A 17,876-nucleotide genomic window follows, 5' to 3' on the forward strand; every position below is an offset into this window, starting at 1 on the left:
CGGACTTGGGGATCGACTCGATCAAGCGGGTCGAGATCATGGGGGTGATGCAGGAGCGGTTCGGTGGTGGTGTGGCCGCGGGTCCGGAGCAGTTGGCGGAGTTGCGTACGTTGCGTGACATCGTCGCTTTCATGGCGACCTCGGCCGCTCCCGCTCCCGCTCCCGTCGCCGCTCCCGCTCCCGCCGCTGCTGCTCCTGTGGCCGTGGCCGTGGCTGCGGTGGTGGACGCCTCGGTGGTGGCGGCGGCGCTGCTGGAGGTGGTCGGTGCGAAGACCGGTTATCCGGCGGACATGCTGGAGCTGGACATGGACGTCGAGGCGGACTTGGGGATCGACTCGATCAAGCGGGTCGAGATCATGGGGGTGATGCAGGAGAAGTTCGGCGCCGGCGTGGCCGCCGGCCCTGAGCAGCTGGCCGAGCTGCGCACCCTGCGCCACATCGTGGACTTCATGTCCGGTGACCCGGGCGACACCGGCACGCACACCGCGGCCGCCTCGGCCGCCGCGACCGCCGAGGCCCCGGCAGCCGACCCCGACCAGGCCGCGCAGCCCGGCGCCGGCATCGGCCGCGCGCAGGCCGCGCTCGTCGAACTGCCCACGCCCGACCGGCTGGTGGACGCCTACCCGAAGGGTTCCGGCACGCTGATCGTGGACGACGGCTCGGAGCTGGCGGCGGCCCTCGCGGGCCGACTGACCCAGACGGGCACCCGGGTCCACGTGCTCCGGCTGCCCGGCGTGCCGCAGCGCATCAGCGGCGTCAAGGACCACGCGCTGTCCGGCTGGGGCGTGACCGAGCTCGCCGAACAGCTGGAGGTCGTCCTCGCCGACCGGATCAACCTGGTCCTCGACCTCTCCGCCACCCACCACGACGACTTCACCGCCGGCACGCGCCGCCTCGCCCACACCCTGCTCGTGGCCAAGCACGCGGTCGAGGCGCTGAACACCGCGGCCGACGCCGGCCGCGCCGCCTTCGTCACCGTCACCCGCCTCGACGGCGCGTTCGGCCTCACCGGCGTCGCCGAGCATCTCGCCCCGGCCGCGGGCGTGGCGGGCCTGGTCAAGACGCTGGCCGTCGAGGCGCCCCGGCTGTTCTGCCGGTCCGTCGACCTGGCTCCGCAGCTCACCGCGGAGGCCGGCGCCGCCCTCGTCCTGGCCGAGACGCAGGACGCGGCCACCGACGCCACCCAGGCCGGCCACGACGGCAGCCGACGCGTCGGACTCGGTCTCGCCGAACAGCCGCTGCACCCGTCGGCGGGCGACGTCCCCGCCCTCACCTCCGACGACCTGATCGTCGTCACCGGCGGCGCGCGCGGCATCACCGCCTCCTGCGTCGCCGACCTCGCGCGCAGCCACCGGCCCGGACTGCTCCTGCTCGGCCGCACCCCGCTGGAGGACGAGCCGGCCTGGGCGCAGGACGTCCAGGACGCCGGGCTGAAGGCCGCGGCCGCGGCGCAGCTGAAGGCGTCGGGGGAGAAGCCCACCCCGAAGCGGGTCGAGCAGCTCTTCCGCGCCGTCACCGGGGCCCGCGAGATCCGCGCCACACTCACCGACGTGCGCGCCGCCGGCAGCACCGCCGAGTACCTCGCCGTCGACATCACCGACCCCGCCGCCACGGCCGCCGCACTCGCCCCGTACAAGGAGCGCGTCACCGGCCTGGTGCACGGCGCCGGGGTGCTGGCCGACCAGCTCATCGCCAACAAGAAGGCCTCCGAGATCGAGCGGGTCTTCGCGCCGAAGCTGGCCGGACTGCGCACGGTGGCCGACGCACTCGACGCCGACCGCCTGCGCCATGTGGTCCTGTTCTCCTCGGTCGCCGGGTTCTTCGGCAATCGCGGCCAGTCCGACTACGCGATGGCCAACGAGGTCCTCAACGCCTGGGCCTCGTCCTTCAAGCAGCGCCACCCCGCCGCCCGCGTCACCTCCCTGAACTGGGGCGCCTGGGACAGCGGCATGGTCTCCCCGGAGGTCAAGGCCGTCTTCCGGGAGCGCGGCATCACGCTGATCCCGGCGGACACGGGGGCCCGGCTGTTCACCGAGCAGTTCGCCGCCGAGCGCGCCGCGGACGTGGTGACGGTCCTCGGCCCGACGACCCCCCTGTCGGAGCCCGAGCGTCCCGCCGTCACCGGCCCCGTCACCGTCGAGCGCGAACTGGACGCCCTGACCGGCGACGCGATCGTCACCGACCATGTGATCGGCGAGGCCCCGGTGCTGCCCGCCGTCGTCGCCCTCGGCTGGGCGATCGGCGCGGTCGAGCGCGCCACCGGCGCCGACGTGCGCCAGGTGTCCGGCTTCGAGGTCCACAAGGGCATCGTCTTCGACGGCGCCCAGCCCTCCCGGCTGGCCCTGACCATGACCCCGGCCGGCGACACCGTCCAGGTCGCCATCCGCTCCACGGACGCCGAGGGCGCGGTGCGCCCGCACTACGCGGCCGTCATCGCCCCCGGCATCGCGCCGGCCCCCGCCGTCGTCCCCGGCCTGCCGGCCCTCGGCGGCGGACGGGACGCCGACGGCGTCTACACCGACGGCACGCTCTTCCACGGCCCGGCCCTGCGGGGCATCCGCCGGATCCTGGCCGAGGACGAGTCGCGGCTGGTCCTGCAGTGCGAACTGGCCGAACTGCGGCCCGAGGGCGGCGCGTTCGGCGGCTCCCGGTTCGCGCCCGGCACCGCGGACCTGCTGCTGCAGGCGGGCCTGGTCTGGGTGCGGCTGTTCCGCGACAGCGCGTCCCTGCCCCTGGGGCTGGCTCGCGCCGAGCTGCACCACCCGCTGCCCGACGGCACGCCCTTCCTGATCGTCGTCGAGCCCGCCCAGGGCAGCACCTCCACCACCGCGTCGCTCACCATCACCGCCTGCACCCCCGAGGGAACGGTGCTGACCCGGTTCGACGCGGTCCGGGTGGTCTCGGCCCCGCAGCTGGCGGCCAAGTTCATCAGCGGCTGACGCCGCTCCTTCGCGGCGAAGCCGCGAATCGACACAGCCAGCGCAAGCGATCGGGTCGGCCCGGACGGTTCCTCACTCTGCCGCCGTCCGGGCCGGCCGCCCGCCAGAAGGGATCCGAGAGCTCTCATGAGCAAGTACGCCATAGTCGGCCTCTCCTGCCTGTTCCCGGGCGCGGAGACGCCCGCCGAGTTCTGGCACAACCTCCACTCCGGCGTCGACAGCCGCCGGGAGGGAGGCGAGGAGGTCTTCGGCCAGACGCCCGAGCCCCGCGACCTGGACCCCCAGCACGAGATCTACTGCCGCCGCGGCGGCTTCGTCACCGACTTCGCCTTCGACCCGGACGGCTTCCTGCTCGACGCCGGGCACCTCGCCGGACTCGACCGGATCTTCCACTGGTCCCTGCACGTGGCCAGAGAGGCTTTGCGTGACGGCAACGTCGCCGAACGCCCGGACATCCTGGCCCGCACCGGACTGATCCTCGGCAACTACTCCTTCCCGACGCCGACTTCGGCCGAGGTGAGCGTGCCCCTGGTGCAGGAGGCCGTGCTGGAGGGGCTGCGCCGGGCCGGGCACCCGCCGCTCGGGGCGCTCGCGAACGCGGGCGACCGCATCGACCCCGCCCGCCTGAACGCCGAGGACCTGCGGGTCAGCGGCTCTCCGGCCGGGGTCACCGCCGCCGCGCTCGGCCTGGGCGGCCCCCGCTACGCCCTCGACGCGGCCTGCTCCTCCGCCCTGTACGCGCTGAAGCTCGCCTGCGACCACCTCGCCGCCGGACAGGCCGACCTCGTCCTCGCCGGAGGCGTCTGCGCACCCGACCTCACCCTCATCCACCTCTCCTTCGGCGACCTGGGCGCCTACCCCCGCGACGGCTTCAGCCAGCCCTTCGACGCCCGATCCGGCGGCATCCTCACCGGCCAGGGCGCCGGCATGGTCGCCGTCAAGCGGCTCGCGGACGCGCTGCGCGACGGCGACCGCATCCACGCCGTGGTCGACGGCATCGGCCTGACCAACGACGGCAGCGGCCGCCACCTGCTGGTCCCGCAGGGCGCGGGCCAGCTCGGCTCCTACCGACTGGCCTACGAGCAGGCCCGGGTCGCCCCCACGGAGATCGACTACCTGGAGTGCCACGCCACCGGCACGCCCATCGGCGACGCCACCGAGGCGCAGTCCGTCGCCGACTTCTTCGGCTCCGCGGGCCACGTCCCGCTGATCGGCTCGGTCAAGGGCAACATCGGCCACCTGCTCACCGTGGCCGGCCTCAGCAGCATGCTCAAGGTCATCCTGGCCATGGGCCACGGCCACATCCCGCCGACGACCGGCGTCCAGCAGCCCGTCGCCTCCAAGGACGGCCGGGTCGGCGAGGACACCCTCGTGCGCACCGGCCGCGACTGGCCGGACCACGACGGCCCCCGCCGCGCCGCCGTCTCCGCGTTCGGCTTCGGCGGCACCAACGCGCACGTCGTGCTCCGCGCACCGGATGTCACACCGGATGCCGCGACGGCAGACGAGCCGGCCGGGGCCACGCCCGTACCGGCCCTCGACATCGCCGGCCTGGGCGCGCACTTCGGTTCCCTCGACTCCCTCGACGCCTACGAGCGCGCCGTGCACACCGGGCAGCACGCGTTGGTCCCGCTGCCCGAACGGCGCTGGCGCGGCCTCGACCAGACCCGCGGCGGCTCCCTCGAACACGGCGCCGGCGTCTCGCCCGACGCGCTGCCGCACGGCGCCTTCGTCGACGGGCTCGGCATCGACCCGATGGACCTGAAGATCCCGCCGGCCGACCTGCGCACCTACAACCTGCAGCACGCGTTGGCCATCAAGGTCGCGGACGAGGCGCTGCACGACGCCGGCTACAGCCGGGCCGTGCCCAAGGGCGAGAGCGCACCGCCCGCGCGCCGCATCGCGGTGGTCGTCGGCATGGAGACGGAGCCCACCACCCACCTGAGGATCACCCGCTACGGCCTCGGGGCGTTCGTACGTCAGGAGTTCGCTCGCGCGGGCGTCGAGGTCGACGAGGAGGAGCTGGCCCGGCTGACCGCCGCCGGCCGGGACGCGGTGGTCGACCCGATCGTCGCCAACGAGGTCCTCAGCTACATCGGCAACGTGATGGCCAGCCGCATCTCCTCCCTGTGGAACCTGACCGGCCCCTCCTTCACCGTCTCCTCCGACGGCTCCGCCACCGCCGAGGCCCTGGAAGTGGCCCGGTTGCTGCTGCTCGACCCGGGCATCGAGGCCGTGCTGGTCGGCGCCGTCGACCTGGCCGGTTCCGCCGAGAACCTGCTGCTGCGGCCCGACGTGGTCGCCGAAGCGGGCCTCACCTTCGGCGAGAACAGCCGGGGCCGCCGCATCGGCGAGGGCGCCGGGGCCGTCGTCGTCACCCGGCCCGGCGAGGCGGCCGCGCCCGTGTACGCGCGGCTCGACGCGGTCGCCGTCCGGCACGCGGCGCCCGTGGACGGCCGGGTCCCCGAGGCCGACGCCGACACCTACGCGGCCGCCGCCGAGGCGGCGCTGACCGCGGCGGGCATCACGGCCGAGGACGTCGGTTACGTGGAGGCCCACGCCGGCGGCACCCCCGCCGAGGACCGGGCGGAGATCGCCGGCCTCGCGAAGGTGTACCCGGCCGCCGGCGGCCCCGAGGGCCCGGCGGGCCGTACCGGCCGGGTCGCGCTCGGCAGCGCCAAGGCCCAGATCGGCGACGCCGGCTGCGCCGCGACCATGGCCGGGCTCATCCGGACCGTGCTCTGCCTGCACCACGGCTACCTGCCCGGCACCGGCGGCTGGAGCCGCCCGGACGCCGAACTCGCCGACGACTTCGCCTCCTCCGCGCTGTACGTGCCGCCCGCGTCCCGCCCCTGGCTGCGCCGCAGGTCCGGCTCACGCCGGTACGCGGCCGTCGGCTTCATCGGCGCCTCCGGCGCCCACGGCCACCTCGTCCTGTCCGCCGAGACGACCCGCGGCACGCTCGTCGCCGGCGACTGGCAGCGGGCCGGCGGCCCCGTCGTCCTCCCGCTGTCCGCGGACTCCGTCGACCACCTGCTCACCGCCGTCGACCGGCACCGCGAGCTGCTCGCCGGCGACGCCGACCCGTACGCCCTGGCCCGCGAGGCGGCCCGGCAGCTGCCCGGCCGCACCCTGCGGGCCGTGTTCGTCGGCCGCGACCGCGCCGAGCTGCGCACCCAGCTCGACATCGGAGCGCGGGACCTGCGCGCCGTGCACGCCTCGGGCGGCGAATGGACCACCCCGGCCGGCAGCTGCTTCACCGCCCGCCCGATCGGACCCGAGGGCAAGGTCGCACTCGTCTACCCGGGCGCCTTCAACTCCTATCCCGGGCTCGGACAGGACCTGTTCCGCTCCTTCCCCGCGCTGCTGGAGCGCTTCGAGGCCCAGGCGGAGGCGCCGGAGCGCCACCTGCGCGCCGCCGACCTGTACCCGCGCGCCCAAACCGCTCCCGGACGCAGGGAGTTGATGAAGCTGGAGGCGGCGCTCGGCGAGGACATCCCGTTCATGCTCGCCACCGGCACCAGCTTCGCGATCCTCTACACCGACCTCGTCCGCGACGTCCTCGGCATCACCGCCCACGGCGGATTCGGCTACAGCCTGGGCGAGTCGAGCATGCTGTTCGCCACCGGCGGCTGGCTGCCGGAAAGCCGCGACGACGCCCTGATCAGCAACACGCCCATCTTCCAGGACCGGCTGTGCGGGCCGCGCCGCACGGTGCGCGAGGCCTGGCGCCTGCCCGAGACCACACCGGACTCCCAGGTGTGGGCCAGCCATGTGCTGCTCACCGACGCGGAGTCGGTGCGGGCCGTGCTGCCCCGCTACGACCGCGTCCACCTCACCCACGTCAACACCCCCGCCGAGCTGGTCGTCGCGGGCGACCCGGCCCAGTGCCGCGCCCTGATCGAGGAACTCGGGTGCCCCGCGGCACGCTCGCCCGTCAACGCGGTCATGCACTGCCCGGTGGTGGACGCCGAATCCGACGGGCTGGCCGGCCTGAACGACTACCCGACCGGCTCCTTCGGCGACCTCGAACTGCTCAGCGCCTACGACTACGGGACGCTGCCCGCGCTGGACCGCAAGGAGATCGCCCGGCGCATCGCGCACACCCTGCGGTCCCCGATCGACTTCCCGAGGCTGGTGCGCGGCGCCTATGAGCGGGGCTTCCGCTACTTCCTGGAGGTCGGCCCCAGCGCCACCTGCTCCCGCTGGGTGCGCGAGACCCTCGGCGAGTCGGCGCACGTCGCCGCACCGGTCGACCGCCGTGGCGTCGCCGCCACGAAGTCCATCGTCCAGCTCGCCGCCAGACTCACCGCCCACGGCCTGGACCTGGACCTGTCGCTGCTCCTGGAGCCGGCCGCCGAACGCGTCCCGGCCCGTCCCGCTCGTCCCACCCGCTTCCGTGTGGGCGGCGCGGACCCGGCGCCGTCCCGCATCGCCCGCGAACTCACCGCGGCCGCCGGGACGGCGACCCCGGCCGCGGCCACGCCGGCCGCCCTTTCCCACGGCGTCGCCGCGTCCGCCGCCGTCGCGCCCCGCCTCTCGGCCATGGCGCCGGCCGGCTCCTCCACCGCTGCGCCCGCCGGCCCGGTCGCGGGCGCACCTCCCGCCAGGACCACGAGCACCGCGCAGTCCCCTTCCGCCGGGAACCCGCCCGTGCCGGGCGCGCGTCCCGGCTCCGGCGACGCGGCCGCGCTCCCGCCGGCCTCCGCGCCCGCCCCGCACCCCGTCGCCGCGCCGTCGGCACCCGACCCCGTCCCGTCCGTACCGCCGGAGGACTCAGCTCTCATGCCCGCAGACCCGACTCTCGCCGACACCGAGGTCATCACCTTCGACGGCACCCCGATGTCGTATCTTCCGTGGGCGCCGCACACGCCGGACCACACGTCCCCGGCCGCGGCGCCGCCCGCCCCCGCGGCCCCGACGCCGCCGCAGCCCGCCGCGGCCGGACCGACCGGCCACGCGGACGCAGGCACGTCGGCCGCCGTCGCGGCGGACATCGTGCGGGAGCTGCGCCGGCAGATGGTGGCCACCCACTCGGTGGTGATGGAAACCCAGCACGTCCTGCAGTCGGCCGCGCTCAGCCGCATGGAAGGACTCCTGGACGGCAGCCGCACCCCCCCGGCCCCCGAGGCGGCCGGGCCCGCACCGCACGTCATGCCGCCCGCCCCGGCGCCGCGGCCCCCGCTGCCCGCGGCCCCCGTCGCCCCGGCCCTCCCGCAGACCGCCCCGGGCACACCGGCCACCCCGGCCGCCGACACCCGCGACCAGGAAGAGAAGGACGTCAAGGAAGGCGTCATCTGGGACGAGGCCGACCTCCTGGAGTTCGCCGTCGGCTCCGTCGCCAAGGCCTTCGGCCCGCAGTTCGGCGTGATCGACGGCTACGCCAAGAGGGTCCGGCTGCCGGCCCCGCCCTACCACTTCGTCTCCCGTGTGACCGCGATAGAGGGCACGACCGGGGAGTTCAAGCCCGCGACCATCACCACCGAGTACGACGTCCCCGAGGACGCCTGGTACGCCGTCGACGGCGGTGTGCCGCCGGCCGTCACCGTCGAGGCCGGCCAGTGCGACCTGCTGCTGGTCAGCTACCTCGGCATCGACTTCCGCAACAAGGGCGAGCGCGTCTACCGGCTGCTCGACAGCACCCTGGTCTTCCGCGGCGACCTGCCCCGCGTCGGCCAGACCCTGCGCTACGACATCTCCATCGACCGGTTCGTGCACCAGGGCGAGACCACCCTGTTCTTCTTCAGCTACCAGTGCTACGCCGACGGCGAGCTGATCCTCGAACTCCACGACGCGTGCGCCGGGTTCTTCAGCCGGCAGGAGCTGGAGACCCCGCTCGGCGTGGTGATGACGGAGAAGGAGAAGGCCGCCCGCGCCCAGCTGCCGCGCGGTTACTTCAAGCCGCTGGCGTACACCGAGAAGAACCACCTCACCCGCGACGACCTGGACCTGCTCGCCCAGGGCCGGCCCGGTGACGTCTTCGGCCCCGACCACGCCCAGGACGCGGGCGTCAACCCGGCCCTGCGCCTGCCGGACGAGAAGCTGCGGATGGTGGACGACGTCGTCATCGACCGCAAGGGCGGCCCGCGCGGACTCGGCACCCTCAGCGCGATCAAGAAACTCCAGCCCGACGCCTGGTACTTCACCTGCCACTTCCCCGACGACCACGTGCTGGCCGGCTCGCTGGTCGCCGAGGGCGCGGTCCAGCTCCTGCAGATCTACCTGCTCCACCAGGGCATGCACCTCACCCTCCCCGACGCCCGGTTCCAGTGCGTCACGGACACCCCGATCGAGGTCCAGGTCCGCGGCCAGATCACCCAGGCCCACGAGGAGATCCGCTACGAGGTCGAGGTCATGGAGCTGACGCTCCTGCCGCGCGCCACGGTCATCGCCGACGTCCTGATCTACCTCGGCGACAAGCCCGTCATCCGGATGAAGAACCTCGGCCTGCAGGTGCGGGAGAAGGAGGGCTCGCCCTACCGCCCCGAGGCCGGCGGGATCCCGCGGTTCCTCGGCCGCCGCAACCGGACCGGCGAAGCGGCCATGATCAACGAGCTGCACCTGGCGCACGCCGCCAAGGGCCTGCTCGACATGGCGATGGGCCCGGAGTTCGAGGTCTACCGCGACAGCCGCGCGCCCTACATCCCCAACGGCGACTTCCAGTTCGTCGACCGCGTCATGTCCTTGAAGGGCACCCGCGGCGACCTGTCGCCCGGCTCGGAGATGGTCACCGAGTACGACTCCCCGGACGACGCCTGGTACTACACGCAGAACTCCTTCCCGCACATGCCCAACGCCGTCTACATGGAGTCCTCCCTCCAGGCGGCGATCTTCCTCGGCTACTACCTCGGCGCCACGCTGAAGAACCCCGAGGAGCAGTACGCCATCCGCAACCTCGACGGCCGCGCCACCCTGGTCAAGGACATCGACCTGCGCGGCAAGACCGTCCGCCACCACTCCAGGCTGCTGATGACCAGTGCCGTGCACGGCGCGGTGCTGCAGAACTTCAGCTACGAACTCTCCGCGGACGGCGAGGTCTTCTACACCGGCGAGTCCCTGTTCGGCTACTTCAGCGCCGCGGCCCTGGCCAACCAGGTGGGCCTCGACAACGGCGCCTACGTCGCCCCCTGGATCGAGACCGAGAAGCCCGACGCCGCCCGGGTGCGCCGGATCGAACTGTCCGAGGGCGCACCGGCGTTCAGCGACCCCACGGGCGGCCATCTGCACCTGCCCGGCGACAAGTTCGCGCTCGTGGACCGCGTCGACCTCGTCGCAGACGGCGGCCGGCACGGCCAGGGCTACCTGCACGGCCGGCGGGCGATCCGCCCCGACGAGTGGTACTTCGACTGCCACTTCCACCGTGACCCGGTCATGCCCGGCTCGCTCGGCGTCGAAGCCGTCCTGCAGGCACTGCGCCTGTTCGTGCTCGAGAACGACCTCGCCGACGGCATGGAGCGGCCCCGCTTCGCGATGGCCACCGACGTGGAGACGTCCTGGAAGTACCGCGGCCAGATCCTGCGCCACGACAAGGAGTTGTTCTTCGACGTGCACGTCAAGGAGGTCCGCCGCGAGGACGGCCGGCTGCTGGTCGTCGGCGACGCCGACCTGTGGAAGCCGGGCCTGCGCATCTACGAACTGACCGACGTGGCCATCGAGGTCCGCGCCGCCGAGGCGTGACGGGCCCGCCCGCACCCGCCGCCCAGTCAAGGAGCTTCGTTTCACCATGGACACCCCCGACACGCCTCTCCGCTGGTACGGAGACCGGTACCCCGGCACCGACCCGGCCGGGATCTACCAGGCTCTGGCCGAGCTGGACCAGCCCTGTTTCATCGTCCTCACCCCCGAGGGCATCGGCGCGGCCTCCGGTGGCTTCGCCACCGCCCAGGGCGACGGCCTGCCGCTGCTCGCCGCCGCCCAGCCGCTGCCGCCCGAGCGCCTCGGCTCCGCCGCCTTCCGCGCCGCGCACGGCGTCGCCCAGCCCTACATGGCCGGGGCCATGGCCGGCGGGATCGCCTCCGCCGACCTGGTGATCGCCCTGGCCAGGGAGGGCTTCCTCGCCTCCTTCGGCGCGGCCGGACTGCTGCCCGAGACCATCGAGCGCACCCTCGCCCGGTTCGCCGCCGAGATCCCGGGGCTGCCGTACGCGGTCAACCTCATCCACAGTCCCAGCGAGGACCGCCTGGAGCGGGAGGCCGTCGAGCTGTTCCTGCGGCACGGCGTGCGCTGCGTCGAGGCCTCGGCGTACATGGACCTCACCCCGCACGTGGTGCGCTACCGGCTGGCCGGACTGCGCCGGGACGCGGACGGCCGGGTGATCGCCGACAACCGGCTGATCGCCAAGGTCTCGCGGGCCGAGACCGCCGAGCGCTTCATGCGCCCGGCTCCCGCCCCGGTGGTCAGCGCCCTGCTGGAACGCGGCCTGATCACCTCCGAGCAGGCCGCGCTCGCCCATCACCTGCCGCTGGCCGACGACATCACGGTCGAGGCGGACTCCGGCGGCCACACCGACCGGCGTCCGCTGCCCGCGCTGCTGCCGACCATCCTGCGGCTGCGCGACAGCGTGCAGCGCGAGTTCCGCTACGCCGTCCCGGTCCGGGTGGGCGCGGGCGGCGGCCTGGGCACGCCGGTGGCGGTGGCGGCGGCGTTCGCGATGGGCGCCGCGTACGTGGTCACCGGGTCGGTGAACCAGGCCTGCCTGGAGTCCGGGGCCTCCGCCAGGTCCAGGGCCATGCTCGCCGAGGCCGGCATCGCCGACTGCGAGATGGCCCCGGCCGCCGACATGTTCGAGATGGGCGTCGAACTGCAGGTCCTGAAGAAGGGCACGCTCTTCCCGATGCGGGCCAAGCGCCTGTACGAGCTCTACCAGTCCTGCGACGGCCTGGAGTCCATCCCGCCGGCCGACCGAGCCCGGCTGGAGCAGCAGATCTTCCGCCGCTCCCTGGAAGACGTCTGGCAGGAGTGCGTCACGTACTTCACGCGCCGCGACCCCGAGCAGCTCGCGCGCGTCCAGGGCAGCCCCAAGCGCCGGATGGCCCTGGTCTTCCGCTGGTACCTGGGCATGTCCTCGCGCTGGGCGGTCACCGGTGACGAGGACCGCGCGATGGACTACCAGGTCTGGTGCGGCCCGGCGATGGGCAGCTTCAACGACTGGGTGACCGGCAGCTATCTGAAGACGCCGGGCAACCGCCGGGTCGCGGACGTGGCCCATCACCTGATGCGCGGCGCCGCCTTCCACACCCGGCTCGCCCAGCTGCGCACCGCGGGCGTGCACATTCCGCCGACCGCCGCCGACTACCGCCCGGTGCCGCTGGAGACCCCGGCCCACGGATCCTCGGTGGGGCTGCGATGAGCGCGCTGACCCCCGAGGAGCTGGAGGAGCGGCTCGGCGACCCCGCCGACGACGCCAACCCCTACGGCTTCGCCGCCGCCGTCGCGCGCGACGAGGTGGACGCGTTCCCCGAGCAGCTGTGCGCGGAACTGGTGCGGGCCGGCTTCCACCTCAACTACCTGCCCAAGGAGTGGGGCGGCGCCTTCGAGTCCTTCGACCGCAGCCTCACCCTGGTCAGGGCCGCGGCCCGCCGGGACGTGAACATCATGCCCGGCACGATGTTCAGCATCATCGCCGCGACCTGTCTGCAGGTGCACGGCAGTCTGGAGCAGCAGCAGAGGGCGGCGGAGATCCTGCGCGGCGGCGGCGCCGTGGCCTTCGCGCTCACCGAGGCCGGGCACGGCAGCGACCTGCTCGGCAACGAGGTGCGGCTGAGCCCGGACGGCGTGCTGAGCGGCGAGAAGTGGATGGTGGGCCTCGGCCTGCGCTGCGAGGCGGTCTACGTGGTCGCCCGCACCGGCGACCGCGGCCCCGGCGCGTTCTCCGCGGTCCTCCTCGAGACCGCCGGGATTCCGCGGGAGAAGCTGGAGCGGGTGCCCGCCCCGCGCACCGGCGGGATGCGGGGCATCGACCTGGCCACCCTGCGCTTCCACGACACCCCGGTGCCGGCCGGGGCGCTGGTCGGCAGGCAGGGCACGGGCCTGGAGGCGGCCGTCAAAGCCCAGCAGGCGGTCCGCCTGATGAGCATGGCCGGCAGCCTGGGCATCGCCGACACCGCCGTGCGCATCGCCGCGGACTTCGCCGCCGACCGTCGTGTCGGCCGCACACCCCTGACCGCATCGCCCTGGACCAGAAGGGAGTTGGCCGTCGCCTCCGCCGCGCTGCTGGCCGCGGACGCGGTGGCGCTCGGGGCGGCGCGCGGCGTGCACGTGGCGCCGGAGGCGTTCAGCGTGTGGGCGCTCTCCGCCAAGCACGTGGTGGCCGAGGCCTGCGACGAGCTGATCCGCCGCTGCGGCACGGTGCTGGCCACCCGCTCGGTGCTCCGCGAGGGCGAGCGGGGCGCCGCCCTGTTCCAGAAGCTCCAGCGCGACTCGGCGGTGGTGCGCGTCATCGACGCCAGCACGCTCGCCAACCTCCGCTCCTACGCCGGCCAGTTGCCCACCCTCGTCGACGGCCGGGCTGAGGCGGACCCGGCCGCGGTGAAGACCGTCTTCACGCTCGACGCCGTCCTGCCGCCCTATGACCCCACCCGGCTGGACATGTTCGCCCGCGGCGCGGACCCGGTCCTCGCCGGACTGCCCCAGGCCGCCGCGCTTACGGACGGCCTGGACGAAGTGGCCCCGCTGGTGGCCGAGTTGGCGGTCGCCGCAGCCGGTCTGGGGGAGCTGGTGCGGGCCGCGCAGCAGCGTGGGGCCGACCCCACCGCCCTGGTGGACGCCGCCGAACGGTACGCCTGGCTGCACGCCGCCGCCTGCTGCCTGCACCTGTGGCAGGCCAACCGCGACCGCTCCCTGTACGGGGCCGAACCCGGCGCCACCGGCTGGCTCGGCGCCGCCCTCGCCTACCTCCTCGCCCGTGCCGACGGCGTGGACCCGCGCCGGCACGGCGACCTGCTGGCCCCCGCCCTCGACGCCGTCCTCGCGCTCCGCGACGGCGGCCGGCTGTTCACCGCCCTGCCCGTACGGCTGGCCACCACCCGATAGGAGCTCATCGATGTCCAAGTCCGACGTCACCGCGCTGGCCGAGCGGCTGGAGGAGTACCTCGGCGACCCGCACGACCCGAACAGCCGGATGCCCTTCGCCCAGATCCTGGACCACGACGTCCGCGGCGAGTACCCGTACCAGTTCGTCGCCCTGCTGCGCCGCTGGGGCCTGCACCTGCACTGCCTGCCCGACGCGGACGGCGGCCTGGCCGGCAACGTGGAGACCGGGATCGGCCTGATGCGGCTGGTGGCCCGCCGCGACCCCTCCACCGCGGTCGCCCTCGCCCTGAACAGCCTCGGCTTCATGCCCGCGTGGATCCTCGGCACCCCGGAGCAGAACAGCGCGCTGGTCGCCGACATGAAGCGCGGCAGCTCGGTCTCCTGGGGCCTGTCCGAGCGGGTCCACGGCAGCGACCTGGTCGCCAACGAGGTCCTCGCCGAGAAGACCGAGGGCGGCTGGCTGCTGACCGGTGAGAAATGGCCCATCGGCAACGCCACGGTCGCCGACAAGATGGTCGTCTTCGCCCGCACCGGCAAGCGCCCCGGCCCCGCCGCGTACTCGCTGTTCGTCCTCGACAAGTGGCGGGCCGAGCCCGGCACCGTGGACGACCTGCCCTTCGAGGACCTCTACGGGACCCGGGCCCTCGACCTCAGCGGCGTCCGCATGCGGGGAGCGTACGTCCCGGGCTCGGCGATGATCGGGCGCGAGGGCCAGGGCCTGGAGATCGCGCTCAAGACGAGCCAGACCGCCCGCGTGGTCCTGCTGCACCTGGCGCTGTCGGCCGTCGACACCAGCCTGCGCCTCGCCCTCGACTTCGCCGAGCGCCGGGTGCTGTTCGGCGACCGCATCAGCGACGTGCCCTACACCCGACGTCAGCTGGCCGAGGCGTTCGCCGACCTGATGGTCGCCGACGCCATGGTCCTGGGGGCCGCCCGCGCCCTCCAGGCGGCGCCGGAGCAGATCAGCGTCTGGTCGTCGGTGGTCAAGTACCAGGTGCCGACCCTGCTGCAGAAGACGCTGTCCCAGCTGACCGTCGTCCTCGGCGCACGCACCTTCCTGCGCGACCACCCGCACTACGGCATGCACCAGAAAATGGTCCGCGACGTCCTGATCACGGACATCGCCGACGGCAACACCGTGGTGAACCTGCGCAACCTCGGCCATCAGCTCGCCGGACTGCTGGAGAAGGCGACCGAGGCCGACGACGGCGTGCGCGAGCGCGCCGCCGAGCGCGCCGCCACCCTCTACGGCATCGACCGGGAGCTGCCGGTCTACGAGCCGGTCAAGCAGGAGCTGTTCAGCCGCGGCGGCGACGACGCCGTGCTGGCCGCGCCCGACGGACTGCGCAGGCTGCGCGCCCTCGCGGCGGCCGCGGAGGGCGCCGAGGCCGACCGCCTGCGCCGCGCCGCGGACGTGGCCGAGGAACTCGTCGGCCGCACCGCCTCGCTGCGCGAGCGCGCCGCCGCCCTGAAGAGCGCGCTGGGCAAGGACTACCCCCAGTCGCCGGAACTGTTCGAACTGGCCAAGGAGTACTGCCTGGTGCACGCGGCGGCGGCCTGCGTGCTCACCTACGTCCATTCGCGCGAGGCGCTGGACGCACCGCTGCCCAGCGCGTCCCTGCTGCTGCTCCAGCTGGAGCGGGTGCGCCGGCAGCTGTTCCCGCACGAGCCGGTCACCTCCCAGGCGGTCGTCGACGAGGTCATGGAGGTGCTGCGCCACTTCCACCGGGAGGACCGCCTGTTCTCGTACTGGCAGTTCCCGCTGGCCAAGCGGGTCACCGACGAGACCGCCGCCCGACTCTGACCCTTCACCCACCGGGGGACCGCGCATGAACGGCAGCGCTCCCGCGTTCCTGTGGCTCCTGCCCGAAGGGGCCGTGACCGGCTTCGCCGCCGCGCTCGGCGGCACCCGGCTGCTGACGCCCGAGGAACGCGACGCACTCGACCGGCGCCCGACCCAGGGCGCCAGGCGCCGCTATCTGGGCGCGCGCCTGCTGTCCCGGTACGCGCTGTCCGCGCGCACCGGCCGCCCCATGGACCGCTGGCGCTTCACGCGCGGCGTCCACGGCCGGCCGGAGCCCGAACCGGCCGGCCTGGGCGTGCGGTTCAACCTCTCGCACGACGACGGCCTGATCGCCTGCGTCGTCACCGAGGGGAACCGCTGCGGGGTCGACATCGGCCCCACCGCGGCCTCCGGGGAACTGGTCGCCCACCTCGGCCGGCGGCTCGGCCCCGACGAGCGGGCCCGGCTCGCCGGAGCGGCGCCCGGCGCACGCGCCGCCCTGGCCGGCGAGCTCTGGGTGCTGAAGGAGGCGTACCTCAAGGCCCTGGGCACCGGGCTGACCCGGGGTCCGGGCAGCTTCACCGTCGTTCGCCGTCCCGACAGCCGGATCGCCGTGGAGGACCCGCAGCACCCGGGTGCGGACGCCCGCTGGTCGTTCGACCTGATCCGCCCCGGTCCCCGGCACGTCCTGGCGGTCGCCACCGAACACGGCCGACCGGGGGCCCTGCGCCGCATCGACCTGTCCGATCTCTCGCCCACCGCACCGACCACCGCATAAGGACATCACCATGACGCAACCCACCACTCCGCGTGTCGCCATCGTCGGTGCGGGTGTCGCCGGCCTCTCCGCGGCCTACCACCTGCGCGAGCGCGCCCGCATCACGATCTACGAGCGCGAGGACCGCCTCGGCGGGCACGCCAACACCGTGGAGGTCGAGGACGACGGCCGGGTCCTGGGCATCGACACCGCGTTCGTCGTCTTCAACCGTCCCGCCTACACCAACCTGTGCGAGTTCTTCGACGAGCTCGGCGTCGAGGCCGTCGAGCACCAGGGCGCCTTCAACTTCTTCGACCTGGACTCCGGTCTGGAGTACGGGACGAAGGAGCTCGGCATGACGGAGGAGGAGGTGGCCGCCCGCTACTCCGAGGAGTTCCTGACCATCTGGCGTGAGGCGGCCCGCTTCCACACCGAGGGCCGCAAGGACTTCGTCCGCAAGAAGGCCGACATCCCGCTCGGCGAGTACCTCGACCGGGGCGGCTACAGCCAGGCCTTCCGCAACTCCTACGTCATCCTGCTCTGCTCGGCCGTCTGGTCCATCCCGGCGGAGCTCATCTGGGAGATGCCGGCCAGCACCGCGATCGCCTTCTTCATGGGCCACGACGAGGGCGGCCTCGGCGGCCGTCAGGTGGACTGGCGCACCGTGGGCGGCGGTTCCATCTCCTACGTCCGCAAGGCGCTGGCCGCGATCGGTCCCGAGATCCGCAAGGGCGAGCCCGTCACCGCCGTCCACCAGGAGGCCGACGGCGTCACCGTCACGACGGCCCGGGGCAGCGAGCGTTACGACTACGTGGTGATCGGCGCCCACGCGGACGAGGCCCTCGCCCTGCTCGACAACCCCACCGACCGCCAGCAGGAGGTCCTGTCCAAGGTCCGCTACAACGGCTCCTCGGTGATCCTGCACACCGACCCCTCGGTGATGCCCGCCGACCGCGAGCGCTGGGAGGCCTGGAACTACGGCAAGGTCGAGGTCGACGGCGAGGACCGCACCTACGTCGCCTATTACATGAACAAGCTCCACGGATTCACCGCGCAGAAGGACTACTTCGTCACTCTCGACTACCCGCGCGAGGTCGACCCGCAGACGGTCATCGCGGAATTCCCGTACACCCACCCGGTCATCGACATCCACGTCCGGGACATGCAGAAAAACATCTACGACGTGAATGAGGGAACCCGCGTGAAGCTGTGCGGTTCCTACTTCCACGCCAAGCGGCACGGCGTGGACCAGATAGGCTCGCACGAGGCCGGCTATTCCTCCGGAATGGACGTGGCGAATCGTCTCATCGGCGAACTCTGAGCCCCCCGCGCACGACAGCGCGCCCTCCGAGGGGAACGGAGGCCC

The 17,876-nt window shown here is 73.6% G+C and carries 7 protein-coding genes; all 7 read left to right on the forward strand.

Features of this window, described 5'->3' with window-relative positions; translation table 11 throughout:
- A partial coding sequence (locus ACFVYK_RS33735) for an SDR family NAD(P)-dependent oxidoreductase (RefSeq protein ID WP_389780537.1) occupies window positions 1-2,939 on the forward strand: 2,939 nt, incomplete at its 5' end.
- A gap of 126 nt (window positions 2,940-3,065) precedes the next feature.
- Window positions 3,066-10,616 carry a beta-ketoacyl synthase N-terminal-like domain-containing protein gene (locus ACFVYK_RS33740; RefSeq protein ID WP_389780538.1) on the forward strand — a complete coding sequence of 2,517 codons (7,551 nt, stop codon included), beginning with the start codon at window positions 3,066-3,068 and terminating at the stop codon, window positions 10,614-10,616.
- Window positions 10,617-10,662: 46 nt separating this feature from the next.
- Window positions 10,663-12,288, forward strand: a complete 1,626-nt coding sequence (locus ACFVYK_RS33745; RefSeq protein ID WP_389780539.1) for a PfaD family polyunsaturated fatty acid/polyketide biosynthesis protein — start codon at window positions 10,663-10,665, stop codon at window positions 12,286-12,288.
- Complete coding sequence (locus ACFVYK_RS33750) at window positions 12,285-13,970, forward strand: acyl-CoA dehydrogenase family protein (protein ID WP_389780540.1); 1,686 nt, start codon at window positions 12,285-12,287, stop codon at window positions 13,968-13,970. The genes ACFVYK_RS33745 and ACFVYK_RS33750 overlap by 4 nt, the downstream gene beginning before the upstream one ends.
- 10 nt (window positions 13,971-13,980) lie before the next feature.
- Window positions 13,981-15,774: an acyl-CoA dehydrogenase family protein gene (locus tag ACFVYK_RS33755; RefSeq protein ID WP_389780541.1), complete on the forward strand. Its 1,794-nt coding sequence runs from the start codon at window positions 13,981-13,983 to the stop codon at window positions 15,772-15,774.
- Between the two features lie 25 nt (window positions 15,775-15,799).
- Complete coding sequence (locus tag ACFVYK_RS33760) at window positions 15,800-16,531, forward strand: 4'-phosphopantetheinyl transferase family protein (RefSeq protein ID WP_389780542.1); 732 nt, start codon at window positions 15,800-15,802, stop codon at window positions 16,529-16,531.
- Window positions 16,532-16,541: 10 nt separating this feature from the next.
- Window positions 16,542-17,831, forward strand: a complete 1,290-nt coding sequence (locus ACFVYK_RS33765; protein WP_389780543.1) for an NAD(P)/FAD-dependent oxidoreductase — start codon at window positions 16,542-16,544, stop codon at window positions 17,829-17,831.
- Window positions 17,832-17,876 lie beyond the last annotated feature (45 nt).

Origin of the sequence: Streptomyces sp. NPDC058291 (assembly GCF_042880855.1) — a bacterium.
Classification (GTDB): Bacteria; Actinomycetota; Actinomycetes; order Streptomycetales; family Streptomycetaceae; genus Streptomyces.